Consider the following 22,605-nt stretch of genomic DNA (forward strand, 5'->3'; position numbering starts at 1 on the left):
CATTCTGCCGCTGTTCCACACGATGACCGAGCAACAGCATGATCGTGTGGTCGAGGCTCTGCTGGACATCACCGCTGGTGGCGGTGCGGGCGGTGCTGGTGCGGGCGCTGGCGGTGCGGACGCTGCTGGTGCGGATCTGGCGGATGCCGCGCTCGGACAAGGCGTGCGCAGACCGTGAGGATCCTGGTCTATCCCCACATGATGGAGATCGGGGGAAGTCAGCTCAACGCGGTGGAGCTCGCCGGGGCGGTGCGGGACCTCGGCCATCAGGTGACCGTCTTCGGGGTGCCGGGTCCGCTTGTCGACACGGTTCGTGATCTTAAGCTTGACTATGTCGCGTCGCCGAAGCCGGGGCGTCGGCCGTCGCCCAGGGTGATGAGCGCGCTGTGCCAGGTGGTGCGCGAGCGCCGGATCGACCTGGTACACGGCTACGAGTGGCCGCCCGCGTTGGAGGCGTTCTTCGGGCCGCGGACGAGGATGGGCGTGCCGGCGTTCGCCACGGTGATGTCCATGGCGGTCGCCCCGTTCCTGCCCGCGACCATGCCCCTGGTGGTGGGCACCGAGCTGATCGGCGAGTCCGCCCGGGCCGCCCGGCGCGGTCCGGTCGACCTCATCGAGCCACCGGTCGACGTGCGTCTCAACGCCCCGGAGGCGGTTAGCGACGCTGCGCTCACCCAGCTGCGAGCGCGTTTCGATCTGGATCCGGCTAACCTCCATGTGGTCGTCGTGTCACGGTTGGCAACCGAGCTGAAGCTGGAAGGACTCCTGGCCGCGGTCGACGCGGTGGCACGGCTGGCGGCGGACATGCCGGTTCGGCTGGTGGTGGTCGGTGACGGCCCCGCGCGGGACCAGCTTGCCGCGCACGTCGCGCGGGTCGGCGCCGTCCGGGGCCGACAGGTGGTCGTGCTCACCGGTGAACTTACCGATCCACGCCCCGCCTACGCCCTCGCCGACATCTCGATCGGCATGGGCGGGTCGGCCCTGCGGGCGTCAGCTTTTGGCAAGCCGCTGGTGGTCCAGGGCGAGGGCGGCTTCTTCGAGCTGCTGACTCCCGACAGCGTGGCGACATTTCTCTGGCAGGGCTGGTACGGCATCGGCGAGGGCGACCGGATCAGCGGTGCGCGCAGACTGGTCAAGATCCTTGCGCCGTTGCTCGCCGACGCGGACCGTCGTCGTCAGCTGGGTGATTATGGTCGCGAGCTGGTGACGCAACGTTTCTCGCTGGAACGCGCGGCTCGCGTCCAGGAGGCGCTGTACACCCGGACGCTGGCAACCGGCGCCAGCCGGCCGGACGTGCGCACACTCGGGGTCAGCGCGGCCGGCCTGTTCGCCCACGAGGTGCGACGGCACTATGACCAGCTGCGCGGGCAGGCGGCGTTGGACGACTTCAACGCCCGTCGCGTGCAGCCCGGTAACCCCAAGGCCCGGGGCGGCCCGGGGACGGCCGCGGCGCCGGCGTCCGTGTCTGCGTCCGCGTCCGCGTCCGCGTCCGCGTCCGGTCAACCATTGTCAGATCCGGCAGCTCCAGGCTCCGCGGGGCTGCCGTCTCACCCCATCGAAGGGACGTTGCGGTGACCACGATTCCGCTGGTGGATCTGGCGGCTGCGCAGGCCGAGATCGCCGAGGAGGTGCGGGCCGGGTTCGACGAGGTGCTCGCGACCACCGCGTTTGTCGGTGGAAAACACGTTTCGGCATTCGAGCGCGAGTACGCCGACTTCTGTGCAGTCGGGTACTGCGTGGGTGTGGGCAACGGTACCGACGCGATCGAGCTGGCGCTGCGGGCGGCCGGTGTCGGTGCGGGCACCGCGGTGAGTGCTGCGACCGGTACCACTGGCGGCGTTGACGAGGTCGTCATCCCGGTGAACACCTTCGTGGCTACCGCCGAGGCCGTGGTCCGTGCGGGTGCGCGGCCGGTGTTCGTCGACGTAGACGACGATCATCTGCTCATGGATCCGGACGCGGTGGGCGGGGCGTTGACCGACCGTACCCGTGCGGTGATCCCGGTCCATCTGTACGGGCAGGCCGCGCCGGTGGAGCAGATCGCGGCCGCGTGTCGTCCCGACACCATCGTCGTCGAGGACGCCGCGCAGGCGCAGGGCGCCGTCCGTGGTGGACGGGCTGCCGGCGGGTTGGGACTGCTGGCGGCCACCAGCTTCTACCCGGGCAAGAACCTGGGCGCGGCCGGCGACGCCGGTGCCGTCCTGACCGATGATGCCGAGCTCGCGCGCAAGGTACGGCTGCTGGGCGCGCACGGCAGCGAACGCAAGTACGTGCACGAGTCGCTGGGTTTCAACTCACGGCTCGATACCCTGCAGGCCGTTGTCCTGCGGGCCAAGCTGGCCCGGCTGGCCCGGTGGAACCAGGCGCGAGCCGCCGCGGCGCTGCGCTACGACGAGCTGTTGGGTGGGGACTCCCGGGTCCGGCTACCGGCGACACTGCCGGGTAACGTCCATGTGTGGCACCTCTACGTGGTCCGTGTTCCCGACCGGGACGCGGTGCTGGCACGGCTGCATGAACAGGGTGTGGGAGCCGGGATCCACTACCCGGTGCCGCTGAACCTGCAGCCGGCCTTTGCGGGTCTCGGCTACGGTGCCGGTGACTTTCCCGTCGCCGAAAAGGCGGCCGGGGAGATCCTTTCCCTGCCCTTGTACCCGCACATCACCCCCGAACAGCAGGAGCGGGTGGCCGAGGAGTTGCGGAGAGCACTGTCATGACAGGGGCCGTTTTCGTCCATCCTCACGGCCTGTGCGAGAGCGACGACGTGGGTCCGGGAACCCGGATCTGGGCGTTCGCGCACGTGCTGGCCGGTGCCGTGATCGGCACGGACTGCAACATCTGTGACCATGTGTTCGTCGAGTCCGGCGCCCGGATCGGCGACCGGGTGACGGTGAAGAACGCGGTGCTCGTGTGGGACCTGGTCACCGTGGAGGACGATGTCTTCCTGGGTCCGAACATGGTCTTCACCAACGACTTCCGGCCGCGTGCCGAGGTCAAGAAGACCCGGGACGCGCTCACCCCAACGCTGATCCGCCGTGGTGCGACGATCGGTGCCAATGCCACGATCGTCGCCGGGGTGATCGTGGGCGAGTACGCGTTCGTGGCTGCCGGAGCCGTCGTCGTCCGGGATGTACCCGCGTACGCACTGGTCGCGGGCAATCCCGGACGGGCCCTGGGCTGGGTCTGTGCCTGTGGGGAACGGCTTGATTCGCAGCTGCGCTGCGTGGCCTGCTCGAAGGCTTACAAGCCGGCTGCCGATACCGACGGGCTGTGCGAGACGGCGCCGGCTGCTGTTTCGGCGCCTGCCGGTGTTTCGACGCCGGCAGGTGTTTCGGCGCCAGCCGGTGGCTCGATGCCCTCCGCTGTTTCCGTGCCGTAGGACTGCTGCGGCTGTTCCGGTGTTGATCGGGCCAGCCGCAGCAGCGGGAACAGCAGTACGACGCATACGGCCAGCCCGGCGAGGGGGAGCAGGACCAGTCGGGCGGCGTCCCCGTGTACCACCGTGCCAAGGCCCACCATGACCAGGACAAGGGCAGTGGTCGCGACGGCCGGCCGGCCGCAGTACCGCAGGGCGGCGGTGGGGCGGACGTCCGCCCGCGCAATGGCGAATATGAACGCTGGGCCTACGACCACCACGGCCACCGCGGCTTGGGCGAAGGCGACACCACCGATACCGGCCGTGTGTGCACCGACGAGCAGGGCCGGGGTGAGGACCACCAGCCAGACCCCCTGGACGGCGAAGATCGCGCGAGACCGGCCGGCACCCACCAGCAGGTCGTAGGCCAGTTCGGCGGCGACCCGGGCGGCCCCGAGGACCGCGAGCCAGCGCAGGGCGTCGGCGGCGGCATCCCACTTCGGTCCGTAGACGGTGCGGATCACCGGCCCGGCGAGCACGGCGAGGATCGCGCAGACCGGCAGCGTGGCCGCCATCAGCAGCGCGATCGAACGGGCGAACGCGCCGCTGAGCGCACGGCGATCGGCCGACAGCCGGGCGAACGCCGGCATGGCCACTCTGCGCACGGCCAGGGAGAACATGTTGACCGGCCAGCTGGAAAGGTTGAACGCCAGCATGTAGAAACCGAGCGCCACCGGTCCCAGGACGGCGCCGACGACGACATAGTCGACGTTGAGGACTCCGAAGACCAGCAGACTTGAGCCGGCCAGCGGGAGACCGAAGTCCAGCAACGCGCGGACCTGACTCCGGTCGAAGCCGAACCGGATCTGTGCTCCGGCGAAGATGAAGATCAGGGTTGAGGTGGTGATGTTACCGGCCAGATAGCCGATGGCCAGGCTCCACGCGCCATGCCCCATGACGGCCAGTCCGATCGTGGCGGTCGTGTTCACGACGAGTCCAGCAAGGTCGGCGACCATCCGCCGGTCCTGCTGGAAACTGCGGGTGAGCAACGCCGCGGGAACGGAAGCCAACCCATCGACAATCATGCTGGCCGCCAGCACCCGGACCAGGTCGGTCGCGGCGGCTGAGCCGAGCAGGCTTGCGATGGCCGGTGCCAGCACCAGGGTGAGCAGAAAAAGTCCGGTGCTGAACCCGGTCGACAACGTCTGTACGGTCGGGGCGATCAGGCGAGGGTTCCCCGGCCAACGCACGATCGCGAGGGAGACACCTAGTTCGTTAATGGACAACAGCGCATTCAGGACGACCAGCGCGACCGCGAAGTCGCCGTAGTCCGACGGGCTGAGGAGCCGGGCGAGGACGACCCCGGTAACGACGGTGCCCAGGCGGCTGAGTGCATTGTTCAGGACGCTGAAGCCGAGGCCGCGTCGGACGGCCCCGCCGAGCCCCGCTCCGGTGCCCTCGCCTACGTTGTCGGCGCCCTGATTGCCGGCTCCTTGATTGCCGGCGCCCTGGTTGTCTGCGCCCTGGTTGTTGGCGGAGGGACCCTGAGCCGGTTCGGCCAGGGTCGGCGGGGATGGCACCCCGGGTGTTGACGCGTGTGCCGGCATGTGCGGCATGGTTCCCCCATCTGCGACTGGCCGGTCGGTGTCGCGGCCATGCTGTGACGCTCATCGAAGCACGGTTCTGCTATGATCTATGCCGATCATCTTTAATATCGTCGTTAATATCATCGTTGGCATCAGCTGGAAACAACACGACGACAACGCCGTGTTGCCTCGTTGCTCCGTCCGGGACGGCTGTGCAGTGCGCACTCCCGGAGTGAATCGCGTGAGGCGATGGATGCATCACCGTCGGCGACGGTAGTGCTTCCGGGTATATGCAGCGTGTTCATTGCGCATCGGTCGCGTCGCCAGCAGGCGATCATTGGAATCGGTGTCCCGACCAAAGGATATGTCTATATGACGACCTCCATTCGTCCTTCGCTCGGGGTTGCCGGTCGATCCGCGCACGGGTCCGGTCGGGCGTGGTGGCCAAGGGGCCGACACGCGTTCGATCACGGCATTTCCGCGACGGGCACGATCCGGGTTCCCGGGGCACGCGGCGGCGGTGGGTACCACCGGTATTCGCCTCGGGTCGTAGCGGTCCTGCTCCTGGGCGCGGTGGGGCTCGCGGCCGCTGGCTGCGCCGGTTCCGTCGCGGACAGGCCGAGGCCTTCGGTGAGCCCGACCCCACGGGCGCAGTCGCAGCTGATCTCCCTTTGGGACAACGACGCGAAGCCCGTGCCCGAGGCTGATCCGGACCCCGCCGCGGTCGAGGTCGGGCTCCGGTTCCGTGTCGACATCCCGGGCGAGATCCTTGGAATACGGTTCTACAAGGGTCCCGACAATATCGGCGACCATACGGTCAGTCTGTGGTCAGGTGCCGGTGAGCGACTGGCGACCGCCACCGCCACCGGCGAAAGCAACACCGGCTGGCAGGTGGTGATGTTGGCCAGGCCCGTGTCGGTACAGGTGGCCACCACGTACACGGCCTCGTATTTCGCGCCGACGGGCCATTACTCGGCGACCCCCGAGTTCTTCGATCAGGTCGTGCCGGTCAGCGGGCCGTTGCGCGTCGCCGGGGCGACCAGCGGGGTGTACCACTACGGCGGCGGCTTTCCTGAGACGACCTACCGCGACTCCAACTACTGGACCGATGTCCTGTTCCGACCGGCGTCGCAGTCCTCAGGTGAGCCCGCGGCTGCTCCTGTGACCCCGGTCTCATAACGCATGGTTATCAACGGATGGTTCTCGTTGCCGGCGCGCGTCCGTCGAGCGTGCATTGATCATTAGGATGATCGGTTGGATGTACGGCGGCAATCCGGGTCGACGGGCACCGGCGCGCCGCTCACTGCCCGCCTGCTCACTGCCCGCCTGCCCGCCTGGGCGGGCCGGCGGTACGGTCCGCTCTCATCACAGGGCGTTCATCTTCCTGAGCTCAAATAGTGGCGGCGAGGGGTGCGGCTTGGTATCGTGTTGGGTTGTTGTCGCTTGTCGTGCATCGGCACGAAAAGCTCCAGTGCCCTTCTCGCTCTGATGTCGGCCGTGTATCTTGGACTTGATCCGGTGTCGGCGCAATGCTGACCCGCGCTGGGGGGCGAGGGCACGAGTGTACTTTTCGGATTTCATCGGGGTTCTTGTCCGTCGCTGGTATATTCTGATCATCGGGATTATTCTGACTGGCCTGGCCGGGGTGGGCGTGCACGCCACCATCGGCCCGACATTCGAAGCCCATGCGGCGGTGGTGGTACTTCCGCCGACGTCGGACTCCGGTACCACCAGCACGGCGGGGAGCCGAAACCCGTATCTGTCCATTCCGCTGGGTAACACCGCGGACGTTCTTACTCGGATCATGGCGACCGAAGGCGTTCGGCAGGAGCTCAAGGCCGCACACGCCACCTCGCCCTACACCATCGCGCTGGTGGCCGACGGTTCTCCGGTTCTCGAGATTGCCGCCACGGACACTTCACCTGCCGCCGCGACCAACACCGCCTCCGTGCTGGTGAAGGTGGCCGGGACCGAGCTTGAAAAGCTGCAGGTCATGCAGAACGTCCCAAAGAGCGCGATGATCCGGGCCAGCCAGCTTATTTCCCCGACCGCGCCCGATGAACTCCACGGGAGCCAGACCCGGGCGCTACTCGGTGTAGTCGCGCTCGGTGGCATTCTATCGGTCACGATGTGTTTTGTCGCCGAGGGGGCCTTTACCGGCCGGCGGGCGGCCTTGGCCGCCGCGGTCCGCGGCCGGCGCACCACCGGCTCGCGGGGTGGTGCGGGTTCGAAGGGCGCAGCCCGGTCGCGGGGCGGTTCCCGTAAGTCCGGGACGTCCGCCAAGGGACGCGGCGTCGATGATCTGGAGGAAGACGACAGCGGCGACCCTGGTTCCGAGGATCTGGAGGAGCTGGACTGGGATGACGAGGGGGACCACGAGGAGCAGGGCCCGGTGCAGCCACGGGACACGCGTGAGACCACGATGGTTCTGGTAGGCCTGCGTCGCCGTTCCGACAAGTAGGCCGGCCAATGCGTGGTCTGCCCTTCGGTATCGCCCGGCGCATGTCGCCCCGTGTTCATCTGCCATATGTGGATGTCACCTCCTTGTTGTCGCTTTATGTGGTGCTCCTTCTCGGTATTCCGTCACAGCTGATCTTCGGTCCGCTCGGCGCCGCCGGTACACCGGCCAATCTGCTGGGAATGGTCTGCCTGTTCTGGTGGATCCTCGCGGTCATGCTGCCGTCCGGGGGTGTGGCGTCGGGCCCACAACCGATCCGCACCGCGGCGGTGTTCCTGTCCGCCATGGTGTTGGGAAGCTACGCGGCCGGTGCGATGCGGCCGGATATCGTCCCCGAGGAACTCCGCGCCGCCGACCGTGGATTATTGCTGTTGGCGACCTGGGCCGGTGTGGCCCTGATCACCGCGGACGGCATCCGCTCGTGGAGCCGGTTGGACGATCTGATCGGCCGTCTCATCGGGATGGGTGTCTTCCTCGCGGTCCTCGGTATGCTGCAGTTCTCGATCGGCCTCAACATCGCCGGCTACATCCACGTTCCGGGTCTGCGGATCAACGGGACCCTCGATCTCATCTCCGCCCGGTCCATATTCCGCCGGATCACCGGGACCGCGAGCCATCCGATCGAGTTCGGTGTGGTACTGGCGATGCTGTTTCCTCTCGCACTGAGCCGCGCGTTTGCCGCACCGCCGGGGAAGGTGAAGATGCGGCGGTGGCTCGCCGCGGGCAGCATCGGTGTCGCGCTGCCCATGTCGGTGTCACGATCGGCAATTCTCGCCATCGCGGTGGTTGCCCTTTTCATCATCCCGAGCTGGGACCGCCGGCGGCGCCTGGCCACGCTCAAGGTGATGCCGCTGTTTCTCGTCGGCATGCGACTGATGATTCCCGGACTGCTCGGTACGATCACGAGCCTGTTCACAAACATCAGCAACGACCCGAGCACCAAGGGCCGGACCGAGGATTATGCGGCGGCCGCGAAGTACATTGCGTTGCATCCGCTGTTCGGGCGGGGTTTTCGTACGTTCATCCCGAGCATGTACCGGTTCCTGGACAACCAGTATCTGATGACCATCGTGGATGCCGGGCTGATCGGCCTGGTGCTGTTGCTGTTGACCTTCCTGATCGGAATCTTCACCGCGCGCGGTGCACGCCGTCGTAACGACGACCCCATTCGTAAGGATCTTGCCCAGGCGATCGCGGCGGCCATTGCCGCGGCAATGGTCAGCTTCGCGACCTTTGACGCACTCAGCTTCCCGATGTGTGGTGGGCTGCTCTTCCTGTTGATCGGTCTCGCCGGCGCGATGTGGCGGTTGTCGGGTCAACCTCATGATCAGAATGAGCAGGGCCGCCCGGAGCCTCGTGCGTCCCTCGCCTCGGTTGCGACCGCCCGGCCTTTGGTCGACCAGATGAGTAGTGCGGCCCGTTGATCAGTACTGTAGGTTGCGTGATTATCCCTCGCATGGCTTGACGGCTACTCTCACCAGGCCTTTTTCTGTATTCATGGAAGGCTTGCCGGCCCTGCCTTCAGGCCGCGCTCCCAGAAGACTTCCCCCCCGGCCTGGCGAGCGGTTCCCCGATACCGGGCGAGGGTTGTCCGTGGCGCCGGTCGTGGTCGGCGACCGGTGATACGGGTACCTGGTCGAATCTGCTAGGCTCGATTTGGCCGGTGGGAGTGTGCCATACCTGGGGGGGATGGATGACGGGGGCCCAGTCACGCGACGATTGTGCTGTCGTTGGCATAACCGTGGGTAGCGAGAGTGAACCGTTGGTGAAATCCGGCGGGTATTCTGAGTTATCGTTAGGTGGGTTGCCGTCGAGCCGCAGCCGGTTCGTTCGGGGCATGCTGCGTGGAGCGGTGGAGGATAACGCGTCCTTCCCCTCAATCGAGCTACAGGGCATCCCCCTGGTCTGTCTCACGGTCGCCGACGCGCGCAACGCCGTCCGGGCAGCGATGGAGGATCCCCGACCCGCGCTCGTCGCCTATGTCAACGCGCACTCGCTCAATCTCGCCTACACCGACGTCGCCTACCGGGCTGCGCTGCAGCGGGCTCACCTGGTACTGCCGGACGGTATCGGTGTCGCGGTCGCAGCCAGGATGCGAGGGCTGCGCTTTGCCGCGAACCTCAACGGTACGGATTTCACCCCGGTGCTGCTCACCCTCGCCGCTGAACAGGGGTATCGGGTCTTCCTGTTCGGCGGTCGTGCCGGTGTGGCCGGCCAGGCCGGTGATGTCCTGCGGGAACGGATCCCGGGGCTACGCATCGCCGGAGTTCGGGACGGCTTTGGCTGGGCGGACGATCCGGACTCGGTTGTCGAGGAGATCAGGGCAGCACGGGCCGATCTGCTGGTGACCGCACTCGGGAACCCGCTGCAGGAACTCTGGCTGGACCGCTATCTGGAGGCCACCGGCGTGCGCCTCGGGGTCGGGGTGGGCGCCTTTCTCGACTTCACAGCCGGCCGGGTGCCGCGTGCCCCGGATTGGATGATCAAGAACCGGTTGGAATGGGTGTGGCGCCTCAGCGTCGAGCCACGCCGGATGTGGCGCCGCTACCTGGTCGGTAATCCACTGTTCATCTGGCGGACGCTGGTGAGCAGGCAGCCACCGGCCCAGCTTCGGCTGCGGCGCCGCGTCCTCGCCGGCGCGTACCCGGTCCCGGCTGAGTCATGGATCGTCGGCCAGGGTCAGCCGGCATCCCACGGCGGGCTGACCCCGCCGGCCGAGGCGTCACGGTGACCGCTGACCGCGAGCCAGCCGGCTCCGTCGAGATGCCGGCATCGCTTGCCGGGACGCAGCCGGACGTGACGGTGGTCGTCGTCACGTTCAACAGCGCCGAGGTCATTGTGGACTGCCTGGATGCGCTGCCCGGGGCCTTCGCGGCGGGTGCTCGCGGCGGGCTGTCGTGGCAGGTCGTGGTCGTCGACAACGGCTCGACCGATGACACGACGGTTCTGGTCGGCAAGGCCAACCCGGATGCGCTGGTTGTGGAGACCGGCGTGAACAACGGGTACGCGGCGGGTGTCAACGCCGGCCTTGCCACCGTGCAGCCGCGGCGGGCGGCCTTGGTGATCAATCCCGACGTGCAGCTCGACCGGGGCAGTGTCACGGCGCTGTGGGACGCTCTGCGGCCCTTCGACACCGGCATCTGCGTCCCGAGACTGCGTGATGATCAAGGTCGGTTGCACCACTCGCTGCGCCGTGAGCCCACGGTGCTTCGGGCGCTGGGCGAAGCGGTGCTCGGTGGTGAGCGATCCGGGCGGACGGCGACGCTCGGTGAGGTCGTCACCGACGACCGTCTGTACGCCTCGCCCCAGGTCGCGGACTGGGCAACCGGCGCCGCTATGCTGATCTCCAGGGAGTGCCTGGACGCGGTGGGCCCCTGGGACGAGTCGTTCTTCCTGTACTCGGAGGAGACCGACTTCATCCTCCGCGCTCGTGATCACGGCTTCCTGCTGCGCTACGTACCACCGGCGGGCGCCGTCCATCTGGGTGGTGATCAGCACTTCTCGCCGCAGCTGTGGGCTCTGGGCCAGATGAACAGAGTACGACTGCAGCGCCATCGCCGAGGTGTGGCCGCCGCGCGCGCGATGCGCTGGGCGTTGATTCTCAACGCGGGTCTTCGTGCTCGCCGGTCGCCGACACACAGACGGGCATTGCAACTGCTGCTGTCCATCAATCCCGCGGTCGGGTTCCCGCCGGCGGCCTCGTTGATCGGGGCTCCGGGCATTTCGGGTGGTCCGCCGGCGGCCGGGCCATGACCATGCCCACGGCGTGGGAAGTCGTGACCTGGCAGGCCCGCGCTGGGGATCCGCTGCAACTCTGCGACGCTCCAAAAAGTTCCTGGGGGAGATAGTGACACAGAATCGGGACACCGACACCGACACCGGCATCGACACCGTGCAGCCGGCGGCGGTACGGCCGTTTCCCACAGATGTCGTCATCGTGGGAGGCTGCGGCCACGTGGGGCTTCCACTGGGTATCGCGCTGGCCTCGCGCGGCCAGCGGGTTCGCCTGTACGACATCGACGCGGCCGCGGTAGGGATCGTCAATGAGGGTCGCCTGCCCTTCCGGGAGCCGGGTGCCGCCGGGGTGCTCGCCGAGATGACGGCGGCGGGTCAGCTACGTGCCACGACCGATCCGGCGGTGATTTCCGAAGCGGAGCACGTGGTGGTCGTGGTCGGTACGCCCGTGGACGGGCATCTCAACCCCGACCCGCAGGTGGTACCCAGGGCGATACGCACGTTTTCGGATCATCTTGTCGACGGCCAGCTGCTGATTCTGCGCAGCACCGTCTACCCGGGCGTGACCGCCCTGGTGGAGAAACTGATCTCGGAGATCGGTCGCGACGTCCAGGTCGCCTTCTGCCCGGAACGGATCGCCGAAGGGCGGGCCATGACCGAGCTGTTCGAGCTCCCGCAGATCGTCGCCGCCCGGACGGACGCCACCAGGGTGCGCGCGACCGCGCTCTTCGCCGTTCTCACCAGCGAGATCGTGGACCTGCAGCCCGAGGAGGCGGAGCTCGCGAAGCTGTTCACCAACACCTGGCGATACATCAAGTTCGCGACCGCCAACCAGTTCTACATGATTGCGAACGATCTTGATCTTGATTTCGAGCGCATCCGCGGGGCACTCGCCCACAACTATCCAAGGGCGGCGGACCTGCCCGGCGCCGGCCTCGCCGCCGGCCCATGTCTGTTCAAGGACACGATGCAGCTGGCGGCCGTAACCAACAACACGTTCGCTCTCGGTCATGCCGCGATGCTGGTGAACGAGGGCCTCCCGCTTTACCTGGTCTCCCGGTTGAAGGAACGTTTCGACCTCGCCGGTATGGTCGTCGGCATACTCGGGATGGCGTTCAAGGGTGGTAGTGACGACACCCGGGCAAGCCTGTCGTACAAGCTCCGCAGGATTCTTGACTACTCGGCGGCCGGCACGCTCTGCACCGATCCGTATGTCACCACCGACGCTCGTCTGCTGCCGTTGGACACGGTTCTCGAACGGGCCGATCTCCTCGTCCTGGCCGCACCGCATCCGGACTACGCCAGGTTGGAGACGGACAAGCCGGTGGTCGACATCTGGAATCTTCTCGGCGAAGGCGTGCGGGTATGACGTGTTTTTCCACTGAGGGTGGTACGGAGAACGTCCGATGACACCTCGGGTGTCGGTGGTGATGCCGGTCTACAACGAGGGCGACGCCATCGTGCCGGTGCTGGACCGGCTGCTGGAATCGGTGAGTCTCCCGTGCGAAATCATGGTCATCTATGACTTCGAGGGTGACTCGACCGTGCCGAGTCTGGTCGTTTACGCGGAGAAGGACGCGCGGGTGCGACCGGTTCGCAACACCTACGGGCGAGGGCCGGCGAACGCGATTCGCTTCGGCATAGAGCACGCGGTCGCGCCGGTCACCGTGGTGACGATGGCGGATGGCAGTGACGATCCGCGCCAGATCGACGAGCTGGCGCGGCTGGTCGACCGCGGTGTCGTGGTCGCCGCGGCCTCCCGTTACATGCCCGGCGGTCAGCAGGTGGGCGGCCCCATGTTCAAACGGGTGTTGTCGCGCGCGGCCGGGCGGTCCCTGTCGCTACTCACCCGCATCGGTACCCGGGACGCGACGAACAGTTTCAAGGCGTATTCAACCGATTTCGTTCGTAACGTCGGAATTGACAGTCGGTCCGGTTTCGAGATCGGACTTGAGTTGACCGCCAAGGCTCGCCGTCTCGGCCTGCCCGTTGCCGAAATTCCGACAATATGGCTTGACCGGGCACTCGGCGAGTCGAATTTTGATCTTGCTCGCTGGTTGCCCGAGTACCTCCAGTGGTACCGCTTCGCCTTCGGTCGGAGGTTGACTGTCGGCGAACTGCAGGCCCTGCGGCACACCGCGGGAACCGGTGGACCCGGCCCACGAAACGGAAACTATCCCCGCCCGCGACTCCCGAAGGTCAAGGGTGCGGGTGAGACTCCGTCCGAAGACAGCGCGAAAACTGGTTCTCCCGCGTCGGCGGAGGCCCCGAGAGATATCGAGGAATGATACAGATGGCAACGGTTCTGGTGACCGGCTCGGCCGGTTTTATCGGTGGTTATGTCGTGCAGGATCTCCTGGGTCGTGGCTACGACGTGGTGGGTCTGGACAATCTCTCGAAGTACGGGCCGGTCGCCCGCAGCTACGACGAGCATCCGAACTACCGGTTTGTCGAGGGCGATGCGCGGGACACCGACCTGCTCAGTGAGCTGCTCGCCGACTGCGACCATTTCATCGCCGGTGCGGCCATGATCGGTGGGATTTCCTACTTCCACACGTACGCGTATGACCTGCTCGCCACGAACGAGCGCATCATCGCCTCGTCCTGTGATGCCGCTATCCGGGTTTTCCGCGCCGGCGGACGGTTGCGCAAGGTGACGTACCTCAGCTCATCGATGGTGTTCGAGTCGACGGACCGCTGGCCGTCGGTGGAAGGCGACGAGCGCAAGGTCGCGCCGCCCCTTTCCTCCTACGGGTTCCAGAAGCTCGCGGTCGAGTACTTCGCCCGAGCTGCGTGGGACCAGTACGCGCTGCCCTACACGATCGCGCGGCCCTTCAACTGCGTCGGTGTCGGCGAGGGCCGGGCGCTCGGCGAGGTCGAGGTGCTGTCGGGCAACGTCAAGCTGGCCATGAGCCACGTGGTGCCCGACCTGGTTCAGAAAGTACTCAAGGACCAGGATCCGTTGCACATTCTTGGTGACGGTAGCCAGGTGCGGCACTACACCTATGGCGGCGATCTGGCCGCGGGGATCGTGACGGCGATGGAGCATCCGGATGCTCTCAATGAGGACTTCAACCTCTCCACCGCCGAGTCGACCACTGTCCTGGAGCTGGCCGAGCTGATCTGGAAGAAGATCAAGGGCCAGGACGAGGAGTTCCGCTACGTCAGCGACGACCCCTTCCAGTACGACGTGGCCAAGCGGGTGCCGAACGTGGACAAGGCCCAGCGCGTCCTGGGTTTCACCGCCGACACGCCGCTGGAGACCATGTTGGACGAGGTCATCCCGTGGATCGAGCAGGCGGTCACGGACGGCCGGATCTAGAGCGGGATCTGGAGCTGACTGGAGGTCAAGGATGGCATCACGCAGGTCTGGCGGGACCCTTGTCGCCGCCGGCCGGGTCGGCGTCACGCACCGGCGTCCGCGTGGGCTCGCCGCGCGTACTGAGCTGTCGGACCGCCTCCGGTCAGTGTTTCCGCTGGACTCCGGGCCATTGGCCCGCCCCGGCAACGTCGTGGGCGTCCTGGCGGCGTTGGTCGCCGGTACGTTGGTGTCCCTCGCCCGCCAGGGTGGGATCGGCGCACTCGACACGATGTGGGCCGAGGACGGACATATCTTCCTGGAACAGTCCGTGCGTTTGTCGGTACTGGACGCGTTCACCACCACCTACGCCGGATATCTACACGTCGTGCCGAGGACGATCGCGGCGCTCGCCGCTGTGTTGCCGTTGCGGGATGCGGCAGCGGGTTTCGCGGTCCTTTCGGCCCTGCTCCTCGCGGCTACCGCCGTCTTTGTCTATGTCGCGAGCGGTGCCACCCTGCGTCACCGACCGGTGCGGCTGGTACTGGCCGCATCATTCGTCGTCCTTCCGGTGGGTCAGGGCGAGGTCCTCAACAACGTCGCCGCGAACCTGCACTTCCCGCTGATGGCAGCGAGCGTGTGGGCGTTGCTGTGGAACCCGCGCGGGCGGGCCTTCAGCGCGTTGGCCGCGGGGGTGGTGGCCCTCGCTGTGCTTTCCGATCCGACGATGATCCTGTTGGCTCCGGTTGCCCTGCTGCGGGGACTGCTGTTGCGGGGGGTTCGTGGGTGGGCACCGGGCGCCGTGCTGCTGGCCGGATTTGTCGTGCAGATGATTCCGCGGGTGACCGGCAACACGGACCGCGCGTTCGAACCGCTGGCGCTCAGCCCGCTGAAGATTCCGGTTTACTACGCGCATAATGTGGTGGCCGGCGGGCTGTTCGGGGACAGGCTGCCGGGTCGTTCGGTGACGTCGCCCCGGGCGGCGCTGTTCATACTCCTGGCGGTCATGGTGCTCGGCGTGTTCGCCGCCCTCGCCTGGAAGCGTCGCCGGGCACCATCCAGCTGGCTTGCTATGATCATGGTTGGGCAGAGCGTGCTGCTCTATACCGGGCCGGTGCTGCTCGCCGGCGCGGCAACCCCGCGGTACGCACTCGCACCGGCGCTGATCCTGCTGTCGGCGGCCGCTGTCATCGTGGACCGGGCTGTCACCGATGGCGACAACCTGGCTGTCGGCGAACCGCGACGGGCCGGATTCCGCCAGCATGCGTTCGTGGTTCTGCTGGTCTTCGCGATGGCAACGGGGTTCTGGATGGACAACGCCCGCGGTGACGGCCCCCGGTTCAGTCAGGAGCTGGCCGCGGGCCGCGCGCGCTGCGCGGCCCTGCCCGCTTCCGCAGCGGTCACGGTGCGGGTCAGCCCGTCGGGATGGTCGGCGAACCTGCCCTGTCAGGCCGTGCTCGACCGTTGAGCGCCGGGGCACTACCAGGGCTCACCACCGCACGATGACCTTCCGGGCGTCGAACCCCTCGGCGTAACGTGTGCCACACTCGACTCCGCGTAACCGCAACACCGCCCGGAAGGTCTCCTCGTCAAACCAGGGTTTCTCCTTCTGACTGGGAAAATGCTCGATGATGTGTGCAAGCTTTGCCGTGACGGTTTCTTCTGACAGCGGTACGTACAGTGTTGGACGCATTATGTCGCCGTCCCACTTCGGGATCTCGTAGCCGAGGATCAGCGCCCCGCGAAACGCCTGCCAGGCAAGTTCACCGAGAGCGCGATGGTCCTGATGTGCGTCGCCCAGCGACGGAGCGAACACCACATCCGGGCAGACCTGCCGCGCGATCGCCAGGAGCACCTCCTTGACGCCTCCCCATTCCCGGGGAAGGAAGCCGTCCCGGACCTCGTGCAGGTGAAGGGAGCCGAGCGAGCCGCCGCCGAGATTACGCGCGCTCGTCTCAGCTTCGGCGCCGCGCTCGCCCGATCCCGCGAAGACGACCCAGTGCACGCAGGCCGTGGGGTATCGGGCGAGGAGCGCGATGATGGTGCCGCCGGCGCCGATCTCCACGTCGTCCGCGTGCGCGCCGAGAGCGAGTATCCGGTAGCCATGCCCGTCGGCGGGCGGCGCGGCGGTCATCTCCAACATCGGCGACTACCTTCGCGCCAGGCACATCAGATTCACGTCCTGGAATTACCCAGCCATGGCGACCGAACACCTGGGGTAGACCGGAAAAATATAGTGCAATACTTTCTGATACGGGTGAACGGGCTGTTATCGACTTCGGCCTGTGCGGGTGGGCCGGCCTGTTCGCCGACGACCACATTCGGTCGGGCCGGCAACGGGCTCACGCGGTCGGGTTTGGGCCAGGCCGCCGGCCGTTCCCCCTTGAGAAAACGGCGGATTCCGCCGAGTGCCACGGCCTGCAGGAAGAAGACCTGGGCCGCGAGACGTAGCGGCGCAGGCGGGTTCCCGCCCCTGATCACCGTCAGCAGGCTGCCCGCTCCCGCGAGGTTACCGGCCAGGAACAGCCGTGCGATCCGGCTGTGGCGGGCTGCGGGAACGCTGACCGCGATCAGCATGGCGTGGGCCATCGGCCCGAAGGACGACCGGACGAGCCGGTGCCCCCACAGCTGCGGGGTGACCGGTAGGGCACCTGGCACCAGCGCCTCCCGGCGGCGCCAGAGCATGTCGAGGTTGCCGGCCACCACCCGGGTCCGCCGTTCCCACTCCTCGCTGTACGTGGCGCTGGGGGTCTCGACCGAGTACGCGGACGGCTCATAGACGACCCGCAGGCCGGCCTCGGTGATGTCGAGAGCGAGCCAGGCATCGTCCACCGCGACGTCTGGGGGCAGCGTCTGGAAGACCTCCCGGCGGAACGCGAGCATCTCGCCGACGACGCCGATGGTCTGCCCGATGGCCGACTCGCACTGTTTGAGCCAGGACTCGAATTTCCAGTAGAAGCCCTGGCCGCCGGCAGGGTCCTCGACCCTCTTCTCACCGGCCACGGCACCGACGGTCGGGTTGCGGAAATGCCGCGCCGCGGCCCGCAGGGAACCGGGAGCCAACCCCGCGTTCGCATCCGAGAGCACGACAATGTCGTGACTCGCGGTGGCGACCCCCCGGTTGACGGCCTCGCACTTGCCCAGCCGCACGCCGGCTGACAGCACCGTGACGCCGGGCCGTCGAGCCGCCTGCGCGGTGGCGGGGTCGTCCGCGACGATGATTATTTCCAGTGGACCCGGATATCCGGCGGCGGACAGTTCATCGACCTTCTTTCTGATCACCGTCGCCTCGCGGTATGCCGAGACGACCACGGTCATCGACGGCCAGACCTCGGGATCTTCCGGCTCCTCGGTCCGGTGGCTACGGCTTTTCAGTGCGACGTAAAGCGGGTACAAAGCGTGGCCGTACATTGCTGTCGCTCCAAGTCCTGTTATCGCGACTCTACGTCCAGTACTGCGTACTCCCATCATGGAGACCACCGTAACCTGTGTTCTTGGGGTAACCATTCGGAGTCATTGACCTCGAATGTCGCGCCTTCGCTGTGGGTGCGGACATGCCTCGGCCGGTCGCTCGTAACGCGTCCAGGTGCGATGTCCGAGTGAACTGACGTAGGGGAGCGGCTGATGGCTGACACAGAGCACTGGATCGTTGCGGTCGAAGAGCCGTTCCTACCCGCGGACGCCGGTGGCCGGGTGGAGACGTTGATGTTTCTGACTGCCGCATCGGCGGCCGGGATCGGGTTGCGGGTGCTCGTCCCAACACCGAAGGCGCTCGACCTGGCTGCCTACCAGGCGGCGCTGCCAGGCGCTGTGGTCATCGAGCTGCCGCGTAACCTGACTCCGCTGGCGCATCTCAGGCTGCGGCCGTATGCCTACACCTCACGCCCGCTCGGCGCCCTGGCGCGTGTTCTTGCCGTCACACCGCCATCCGCCGATGCTGTGATCAGCTACAGCTGCCGGGTCGCACACCTGGGCGAACAGGTTGCCCGCGCATGGCGCATCCCGCACCTCGTTCGTGCCCACAACATCGACTCGGAGTACTTCCGGGCGTTGGCGGGCGCTGCCACGGGGCCGCGGGCGGTGGCCTACGAACTTGAATATCGCAAGCTCCGCAGGGCCGAGCGTGTTCTGCACAGCTCGCCGACCGTGACCTGTATCGCGGACATCTCCGTGGACGACCATGCCTGGCGCAGGGAGCGCTGTGGTGCGCGCGCGATCCACCTGCCGCCCTTCCTGCCCGCCCAGGTGGCCACGGCGTCCGCCGCACATGTCGTGACCGAGCGCGACCCTGGCCGGTTGCTGTTCGTCGGATCGCTGGACACCCCGACCAACACCGAGGCGCTGCGGTGGTTCCTCACGGTTTGCTGGCCGACCGTCCGCGTCCGACACCCGCAGGCGTCGCTCCAGGTCGTCGGCCGGCGGGGGGACCCCGGGCTGGTTGCCTGGTTGCGAGGTCACGACCGGGTCAGCGTCCACACCGATGTCACCAGCGTGCAGGGATACATCGCCGGCGCGGCGGTCTCGCTGAACCCGATGCGATCGGGCTCCGGGGTCAACATCAAGGTGGTCGAGGCGATGGCGGCTGGGGTTGCGGTGGTGAGCACCCGGGTCGGCGGCCGTGGCCTCGGGTGGGTACCAGGGCGTGACCTGCTGATCGCGGACGACTCCACCGGGTTCACCGAAGCGGTCTGCAGGCTGCTGGACGCGCCCGGGTTGGCCGAGCGGATCGGCGCGTCCGGCCACGCGTTCGTCGCCCGTGAGCTCGACCGGGACATCCTGCTGGAGCGGATGCGGTCGGCTATGGCGCGGGTGGCCCGGCCAGGAGCCCCCTGAGGTATGAGCGGTGTTCGGCCGCGGCGGTCGGGTTGCGACGCGCCCATGACAGCAGCGTGCGGCCCGCGTATCCGGCCACGAGCATCGCCTGCATCTGCCGCACCCGTCTCGGGGTGTTGTGCATGGCCAGGTAGTTCATCATGGACGCGCCGCGCATCTGCAGCATCCAGATCTTCGGTGCGCCCGAACCACCCGCGCTGTGCGGCACCAGCAGATCCGTCCGCAGCCGCTGGCGCAGGCCGGCTTCACGGACCCGCCGTCCCAGCGCCATGTCTTCGTTGTAGACGAAGAAACTTTCGTCGAATCCGCCTACAGTAAGAAATGTTTCGCGCCGGACGGCCATGCAGGCCCCGGTGAGCCAGTCGACGTTCATCGGGCGGCCGGGCTCGGGGCGGGCGAACAGGCCGACGGTCGGGGCAATCTTGTGCGCTCCGATCACGTGCATGAGGACCCGACGAGGCGTCGGTTCCCAGCCGCCGTTGCCCAGCTCCGGCCGGTTGTCCGGGCCTGTCATCGTGGCGGCGCTGGCGGCGAGGCCGGGATCATTGCGGACGTCGTCCACGAGCTTGATCATGATTTCAATTGATGGTCGGCTGTCCGGGTTTCCGAAGATCAGATATTCGTGGTGCGACGTCCGCACCCCCATGTTCGCGGCCTTGGCGAACCCCTTGCCGCCACCGGAGTTCACATAACGACCGCACGGCATGTCCGCAACGAGTTCGTCGACACGGTCCGCGCCGCAGGCGTTGTCGACAATCACGATCGGGATGTTCGCGGGCAGGCTGGCGAGCATCTGTTCGAGTTGATCTCGGCTGTGATAGCTGACGAGCACAAGCTCGAACGGCCATTCCTGTTGACCGTCGGGGGATATCACCGTGACTGGCTGTACGTTGTGCACTCTGCGAGTGTGCCATATCACTGCAGGTGTTTGCTGGCCGCTCTCGGGTTCGATTGACGTGATGATCCGACTGAAGTGGGTATCCCCCAACGGGGTTCGCCGCCCGGCGGCTCCGGCGGCTCCGGCGCGAGGAGGACACGCGGATGAAGGTGCTCGTCACCGGTTCCGAGGGTTACCTGGGCGCCCTGGTCGCACCCGAGCTGATGCGTGCCGGCCACGGGGTCCTCGGCCTGGATACGGGCTACTACAAGTTCGGCTGGCTCTACCGGGGTGCCGACCGTAGCCCGCAGACCCTCGACAAGGATCTACGCCGTGTCACGATCGAGGATCTGGCCGGTGTGGACGCGATCGTGCATATGGCCGAACTGTCCAACGACCCGCTGGGTGAACTCGCACCGGAGGTCACCTACAAGGTCAACCACGAGGGTTCCGTCCGACTGGCGACGCTCGCGAAACATGCCGGGGTGTCCCGGTTCGTCTATATGTCGTCGTGCAGCGTGTATGGCGTCGCGGCGGGCCTCAACGTCACCGAGACCGCCGTTCTGAACCCGCAGACGCCGTACGCACGCTGCAAGGCTCGGGTCGAACGCGATGTCGCGTCCCTGGCAGGGGAGGATTTCTCGCCCACGTTCCTGCGAAACGCCACCGCGTACGGCGCGTCTCCCCGGATGCGGTTCGACATCGTGCTCAACAACCTCTGCGGAGTCGCCTGGACAGCCGGCGAGATCGCGATGACCAGCGACGGGACGCCGTGGCGTCCGCTGGTCCACGGCCTGGACATCGCCAAGGCCATCCGGTGCGTGCTTGCCGCGCCACGTGAGCTCATCCACAACGAGGTGTTCAATGTCGGCAGCAGCACGCAGAACTATCAGATCAAGGAGATCGCGGACGCGGTCGCGAGCGTCTTCACCGGTTGTCGGCTGAGCTTCGGTGCCAACGGCGGGGACACCCGCAGCTATCGGGTCGACTTTGACAAGATCAATGATGCGCTTCCCGGCTTCTCCTGCGACTGGGATGCTCCGCTGGGGGTCAGGCAGTTGCACGACGTCTTCGCGCGCATCCAGCTTGCCGGGGAGACGTTCACGGGCCGCGGGCACATCCGGATCAAGCAGCTCCAGTATCTGATCGACACCGGCCAGGTCGATGACGATCTTTTTTGGACGTATTGATGATCATAATGTCGACCGAGCTGGCCGGGGTCTTCGTCGTGGATGCCGAGCCGTTACCCGACTCCCGCGGTCTTTTCGCCCGGACCTTCTGCGCACGCGAGTTCGTCGCGGCGGGCCTGGCGCCCGAGGTGGCCCAGTGCAGCGTCGCCTTCAACCACATCGCCGGGACGATCCGTGGGATGCACTGGGCGGCGCAGCCGGTGCGGGAGACCAAGCTCGTGCGCTGTACCCGTGGGGCCATGTTCGACGTTGCCGTGGACGTCCGCCCCGGGTCGCCGACCTACCTTCACCACGTCGCCGTCGAGCTCACCGCGGACAACCGCCGGGCCCTGTTCGTTCCGGCTGGTCTGGCCCACGGGTACCAGACGCTCGTCGACGCCACCGAAGCGACCTACCAGATGAACGTACCCTTCGAACCCGGCCATGACCGCGGTGCCCGCTACGACGACCCGCGGTTTGCAATCCGCTGGCCGCTGACTGCTACGGTCGTCTCCGCCAAGGACCGTGCCTGGGCGCTGCTCGACGAGCCACCGGTTGCCGCCGGCTGACCGGTGGTGGGGTTCATCACCCGTGGTAGGCGGTCCGTCATTCGCGCGGGCGCCACATCCATCCAACCCAAAGCCATCGATCATACCTAAAGCCATAGATCGTACCTAAAGCCATAAATACCATGCACGAGGGGACCGCATGTCAACCGAGCACGCCGGCCAGTCAGTGACCCGTGGACAGGCCGTGGCCGTGCCGGTCACGGCCTGCCGCTCGTGCGGTGGGCCGTCGCCGCGCCCGTTCCTGACGCTTGGATGTACTCCCATCGCCAACCGGCTGCTGCGGCCCGACGACCTCGCCGGGCACGAGCCGGTCTTCCCGCTGGAAATCGGCTTCTGCGAGTCGTGCGCACTGGTCCAGCTCACCCATGCCCTGCCGGCGGAGGAGATTTTCGACGCGGACTATCCGTATTATTCATCGTTTAGTGACACGCTCTGCCGGCATGCCGAAAAGCATGTGATCGATCTGATCGCCAGCCACAACCTCGGTCCCGACAGTCTCGTCGTGGAGATCGCGAGCAATGACGGTTACCTGTTGCGGGCCTTCGTCGAGCGAGGGATTCCGGTGCTCGGTATCGAACCGTCACCGGGTCCCGCGGCGGCGGCCCGTAAGATCGGTGTGCCGACCCGTGCGGAGTTCTTCGGCGCAGACCTCGCCCGGGCGCTGGTTGCCGATGGTCTGCGCGCGGACGTCATCATCGCGAACAACGTGCTCGCGCACGTACCTGATC

18 protein-coding genes and 2 pseudogenes are annotated in these 22,605 nt (G+C 67.0%); 16 read left to right on the forward strand and 4 right to left on the reverse strand.

The features are described 5' to 3' along the window. Positions 1–174 precede the first annotated feature (174 nt). Genes U9979_RS04320 through U9979_RS04330 form a run of 3 tightly spaced genes read left to right on the forward strand, consistent with a single transcriptional unit; the run spans position 175 to position 3,376 of the window. A complete protein-coding gene (locus U9979_RS04320; protein ID WP_322778359.1) occupies positions 175–1,575 on the forward strand; it encodes a glycosyltransferase in 1,401 nt (466 codons plus the stop codon). Beyond that, complete coding sequence (locus U9979_RS04325; RefSeq protein ID WP_322778360.1) at positions 1,572–2,714, forward strand: DegT/DnrJ/EryC1/StrS family aminotransferase; 1,143 nt, start codon at positions 1,572–1,574, stop codon at positions 2,712–2,714. The genes U9979_RS04320 and U9979_RS04325 overlap by 4 nt, the downstream gene beginning before the upstream one ends. Continuing rightward, the gene (locus tag U9979_RS04330; protein ID WP_322778361.1) at positions 2,711–3,376 is read left to right on the forward strand and encodes an acyltransferase; all 666 of its coding nucleotides are present in this window, start codon (positions 2,711–2,713) and stop codon (positions 3,374–3,376) included. Before U9979_RS04325 ends, U9979_RS04330 begins: the two co-directional genes overlap by 4 nt. Before the next feature lie 470 nt (positions 3,377–3,846). Here U9979_RS04330 and U9979_RS04335 read toward each other — a convergent pair. Next, positions 3,847–4,968 (reverse strand): annotated as a pseudogene (locus U9979_RS04335) (oligosaccharide flippase family protein); the annotation flags it as partial. A 342-nt stretch (positions 4,969–5,310) separates the two neighbouring features. Here U9979_RS04335 and U9979_RS04340 point away from each other — a divergent pair. The 9 genes from U9979_RS04340 (at position 5,311) to U9979_RS04380 (ending at position 15,897) form a co-directional block, all read left to right on the forward strand. After that, positions 5,311–6,117 carry a DUF4082 domain-containing protein gene (locus tag U9979_RS04340; RefSeq protein WP_322778362.1) on the forward strand — a complete coding sequence of 269 codons (807 nt, stop codon included), beginning with the start codon at positions 5,311–5,313 and terminating at the stop codon, positions 6,115–6,117. Between the two features lie 382 nt (positions 6,118–6,499). Beyond that, positions 6,500–7,399 carry a hypothetical protein gene (locus U9979_RS04345; RefSeq protein ID WP_322749509.1) on the forward strand — a complete coding sequence of 300 codons (900 nt, stop codon included), beginning with the start codon at positions 6,500–6,502 and terminating at the stop codon, positions 7,397–7,399. Between the two features lie 8 nt (positions 7,400–7,407). Further along, positions 7,408–8,820 (forward strand): O-antigen ligase family protein, encoded by a 1,413-nt coding sequence (locus tag U9979_RS04350; protein ID WP_322778363.1) that lies wholly within the window; start codon positions 7,408–7,410, stop codon positions 8,818–8,820. Positions 8,821–9,248: 428 nt separating this feature from the next. Beyond that, positions 9,249–10,127, forward strand: a complete 879-nt coding sequence (locus tag U9979_RS04355) for a WecB/TagA/CpsF family glycosyltransferase (RefSeq protein WP_322749511.1) — start codon at positions 9,249–9,251, stop codon at positions 10,125–10,127. Then, positions 10,124–11,149: a glycosyltransferase family 2 protein gene (locus U9979_RS04360; protein WP_322778364.1), complete on the forward strand. Its 1,026-nt coding sequence runs from the start codon at positions 10,124–10,126 to the stop codon at positions 11,147–11,149. The genes U9979_RS04355 and U9979_RS04360 overlap by 4 nt, the downstream gene beginning before the upstream one ends. Before the next feature lie 184 nt (positions 11,150–11,333). Continuing rightward, positions 11,334–12,500, forward strand: a complete 1,167-nt coding sequence (locus U9979_RS04365) for a nucleotide sugar dehydrogenase (protein WP_416219405.1) — start codon at positions 11,334–11,336, stop codon at positions 12,498–12,500. A gap of 37 nt (positions 12,501–12,537) precedes the next feature. Beyond that, positions 12,538–13,419: a glycosyltransferase family 2 protein gene (locus U9979_RS04370; protein WP_322749514.1), complete on the forward strand. Its 882-nt coding sequence runs from the start codon at positions 12,538–12,540 to the stop codon at positions 13,417–13,419. Positions 13,420–13,424: 5 nt separating this feature from the next. Further along, positions 13,425–14,453, forward strand: a complete 1,029-nt coding sequence (locus U9979_RS04375) for an NAD-dependent epimerase/dehydratase family protein (RefSeq protein WP_322778366.1) — start codon at positions 13,425–13,427, stop codon at positions 14,451–14,453. A gap of 31 nt (positions 14,454–14,484) precedes the next feature. After that, positions 14,485–15,897, forward strand: coding sequence for a hypothetical protein (locus U9979_RS04380; protein ID WP_322778367.1), 1,413 nt, complete (start codon positions 14,485–14,487; stop codon positions 15,895–15,897). A 21-nt stretch (positions 15,898–15,918) separates the two neighbouring features. Here U9979_RS04380 and U9979_RS04385 read toward each other — a convergent pair whose 3' ends face one another. Then, positions 15,919–16,572, reverse strand: a complete 654-nt coding sequence (locus tag U9979_RS04385) for a PIG-L deacetylase family protein (protein ID WP_322754663.1) — start codon at positions 16,570–16,572, stop codon at positions 15,919–15,921. Positions 16,573–16,604: 32 nt separating this feature from the next. Next, positions 16,605–17,900: a glycosyltransferase family 2 protein gene (locus U9979_RS04390; RefSeq protein WP_322778368.1), complete on the reverse strand. Its 1,296-nt coding sequence runs from the start codon at positions 17,898–17,900 to the stop codon at positions 16,605–16,607. A gap of 153 nt (positions 17,901–18,053) precedes the next feature. Here U9979_RS04390 and U9979_RS04395 point away from each other — a divergent pair, with 153 nt between their 5' ends. Continuing rightward, positions 18,054–19,262 (forward strand): glycosyltransferase, encoded by a 1,209-nt coding sequence (locus U9979_RS04395; protein WP_322778369.1) that lies wholly within the window; start codon positions 18,054–18,056, stop codon positions 19,260–19,262. Here the strand turns inward: U9979_RS04395 and U9979_RS04400 are convergent. Then, positions 19,228–20,136, reverse strand: a complete 909-nt coding sequence (locus U9979_RS04400) for a glycosyltransferase family 2 protein (RefSeq protein WP_322778370.1) — start codon at positions 20,134–20,136, stop codon at positions 19,228–19,230. The two genes, U9979_RS04395 and U9979_RS04400, sit on opposite strands and share 35 nt — an antisense overlap. Before the next feature lie 167 nt (positions 20,137–20,303). On the opposite strand from U9979_RS04400, the gene U9979_RS04405 reads away from it, so the two are divergent. The 3 genes and pseudogenes from U9979_RS04405 to U9979_RS04415 form a co-directional block, all read left to right on the forward strand. Continuing rightward, entirely contained in the window at positions 20,304–21,329 is a 1,026-nt protein-coding gene (locus tag U9979_RS04405; protein ID WP_322749556.1) for an SDR family oxidoreductase, read from the forward strand. Beyond that, complete coding sequence (locus tag U9979_RS04410; protein WP_322749555.1) at positions 21,329–21,877, forward strand: dTDP-4-dehydrorhamnose 3,5-epimerase family protein; 549 nt, start codon at positions 21,329–21,331, stop codon at positions 21,875–21,877. Before U9979_RS04405 ends, U9979_RS04410 begins: the two co-directional genes overlap by 1 nt. Positions 21,878–22,016: 139 nt before the next feature. After that, positions 22,017–22,605, forward strand: a pseudogene (locus tag U9979_RS04415) (methyltransferase); the annotation flags it as partial.

The sequence above is a fragment of the Protofrankia sp. Cas4 genome, from assembly GCF_963555915.1.
GTDB lineage: Bacteria > Actinomycetota > Actinomycetes > Frankiales > Frankiaceae > Protofrankia.

Excerpts from the sequence above, each read along its gene's own strand:
- U9979_RS04370 (WP_322749514.1), top strand. The coding sequence starts at position 12,538 with ATGACACCTCGGGTGTCGGTGGTGATGCCGGTCTACAACGAGGGCGAC.
- U9979_RS04410 (WP_322749555.1), top strand. The coding sequence starts at position 21,329 with ATGATCATAATGTCGACCGAGCTGGCCGGGGTCTTCGTCGTGGATGCC.
- U9979_RS04390 (WP_322778368.1), bottom strand. The coding sequence starts at position 17,900 with ATGATGGGAGTACGCAGTACTGGACGTAGAGTCGCGATAACAGGACTT.
- U9979_RS04350 (WP_322778363.1), top strand. The coding sequence starts at position 7,408 with ATGCGTGGTCTGCCCTTCGGTATCGCCCGGCGCATGTCGCCCCGTGTT.
- U9979_RS04385 (WP_322754663.1), bottom strand. The coding sequence starts at position 16,572 with ATGTTGGAGATGACCGCCGCGCCGCCCGCCGACGGGCATGGCTACCGG.
- U9979_RS04375 (WP_322778366.1), top strand. The coding sequence starts at position 13,425 with ATGGCAACGGTTCTGGTGACCGGCTCGGCCGGTTTTATCGGTGGTTAT.
- U9979_RS04330 (WP_322778361.1), top strand. The coding sequence starts at position 2,711 with ATGACAGGGGCCGTTTTCGTCCATCCTCACGGCCTGTGCGAGAGCGAC.
- U9979_RS04405 (WP_322749556.1), top strand. The coding sequence starts at position 20,304 with ATGAAGGTGCTCGTCACCGGTTCCGAGGGTTACCTGGGCGCCCTGGTC.
- U9979_RS04340 (WP_322778362.1), top strand. The coding sequence starts at position 5,311 with ATGACGACCTCCATTCGTCCTTCGCTCGGGGTTGCCGGTCGATCCGCG.
- U9979_RS04395 (WP_322778369.1), top strand. The coding sequence starts at position 18,054 with ATGGCTGACACAGAGCACTGGATCGTTGCGGTCGAAGAGCCGTTCCTA.
- U9979_RS04380 (WP_322778367.1), top strand. The coding sequence starts at position 14,485 with ATGGCATCACGCAGGTCTGGCGGGACCCTTGTCGCCGCCGGCCGGGTC.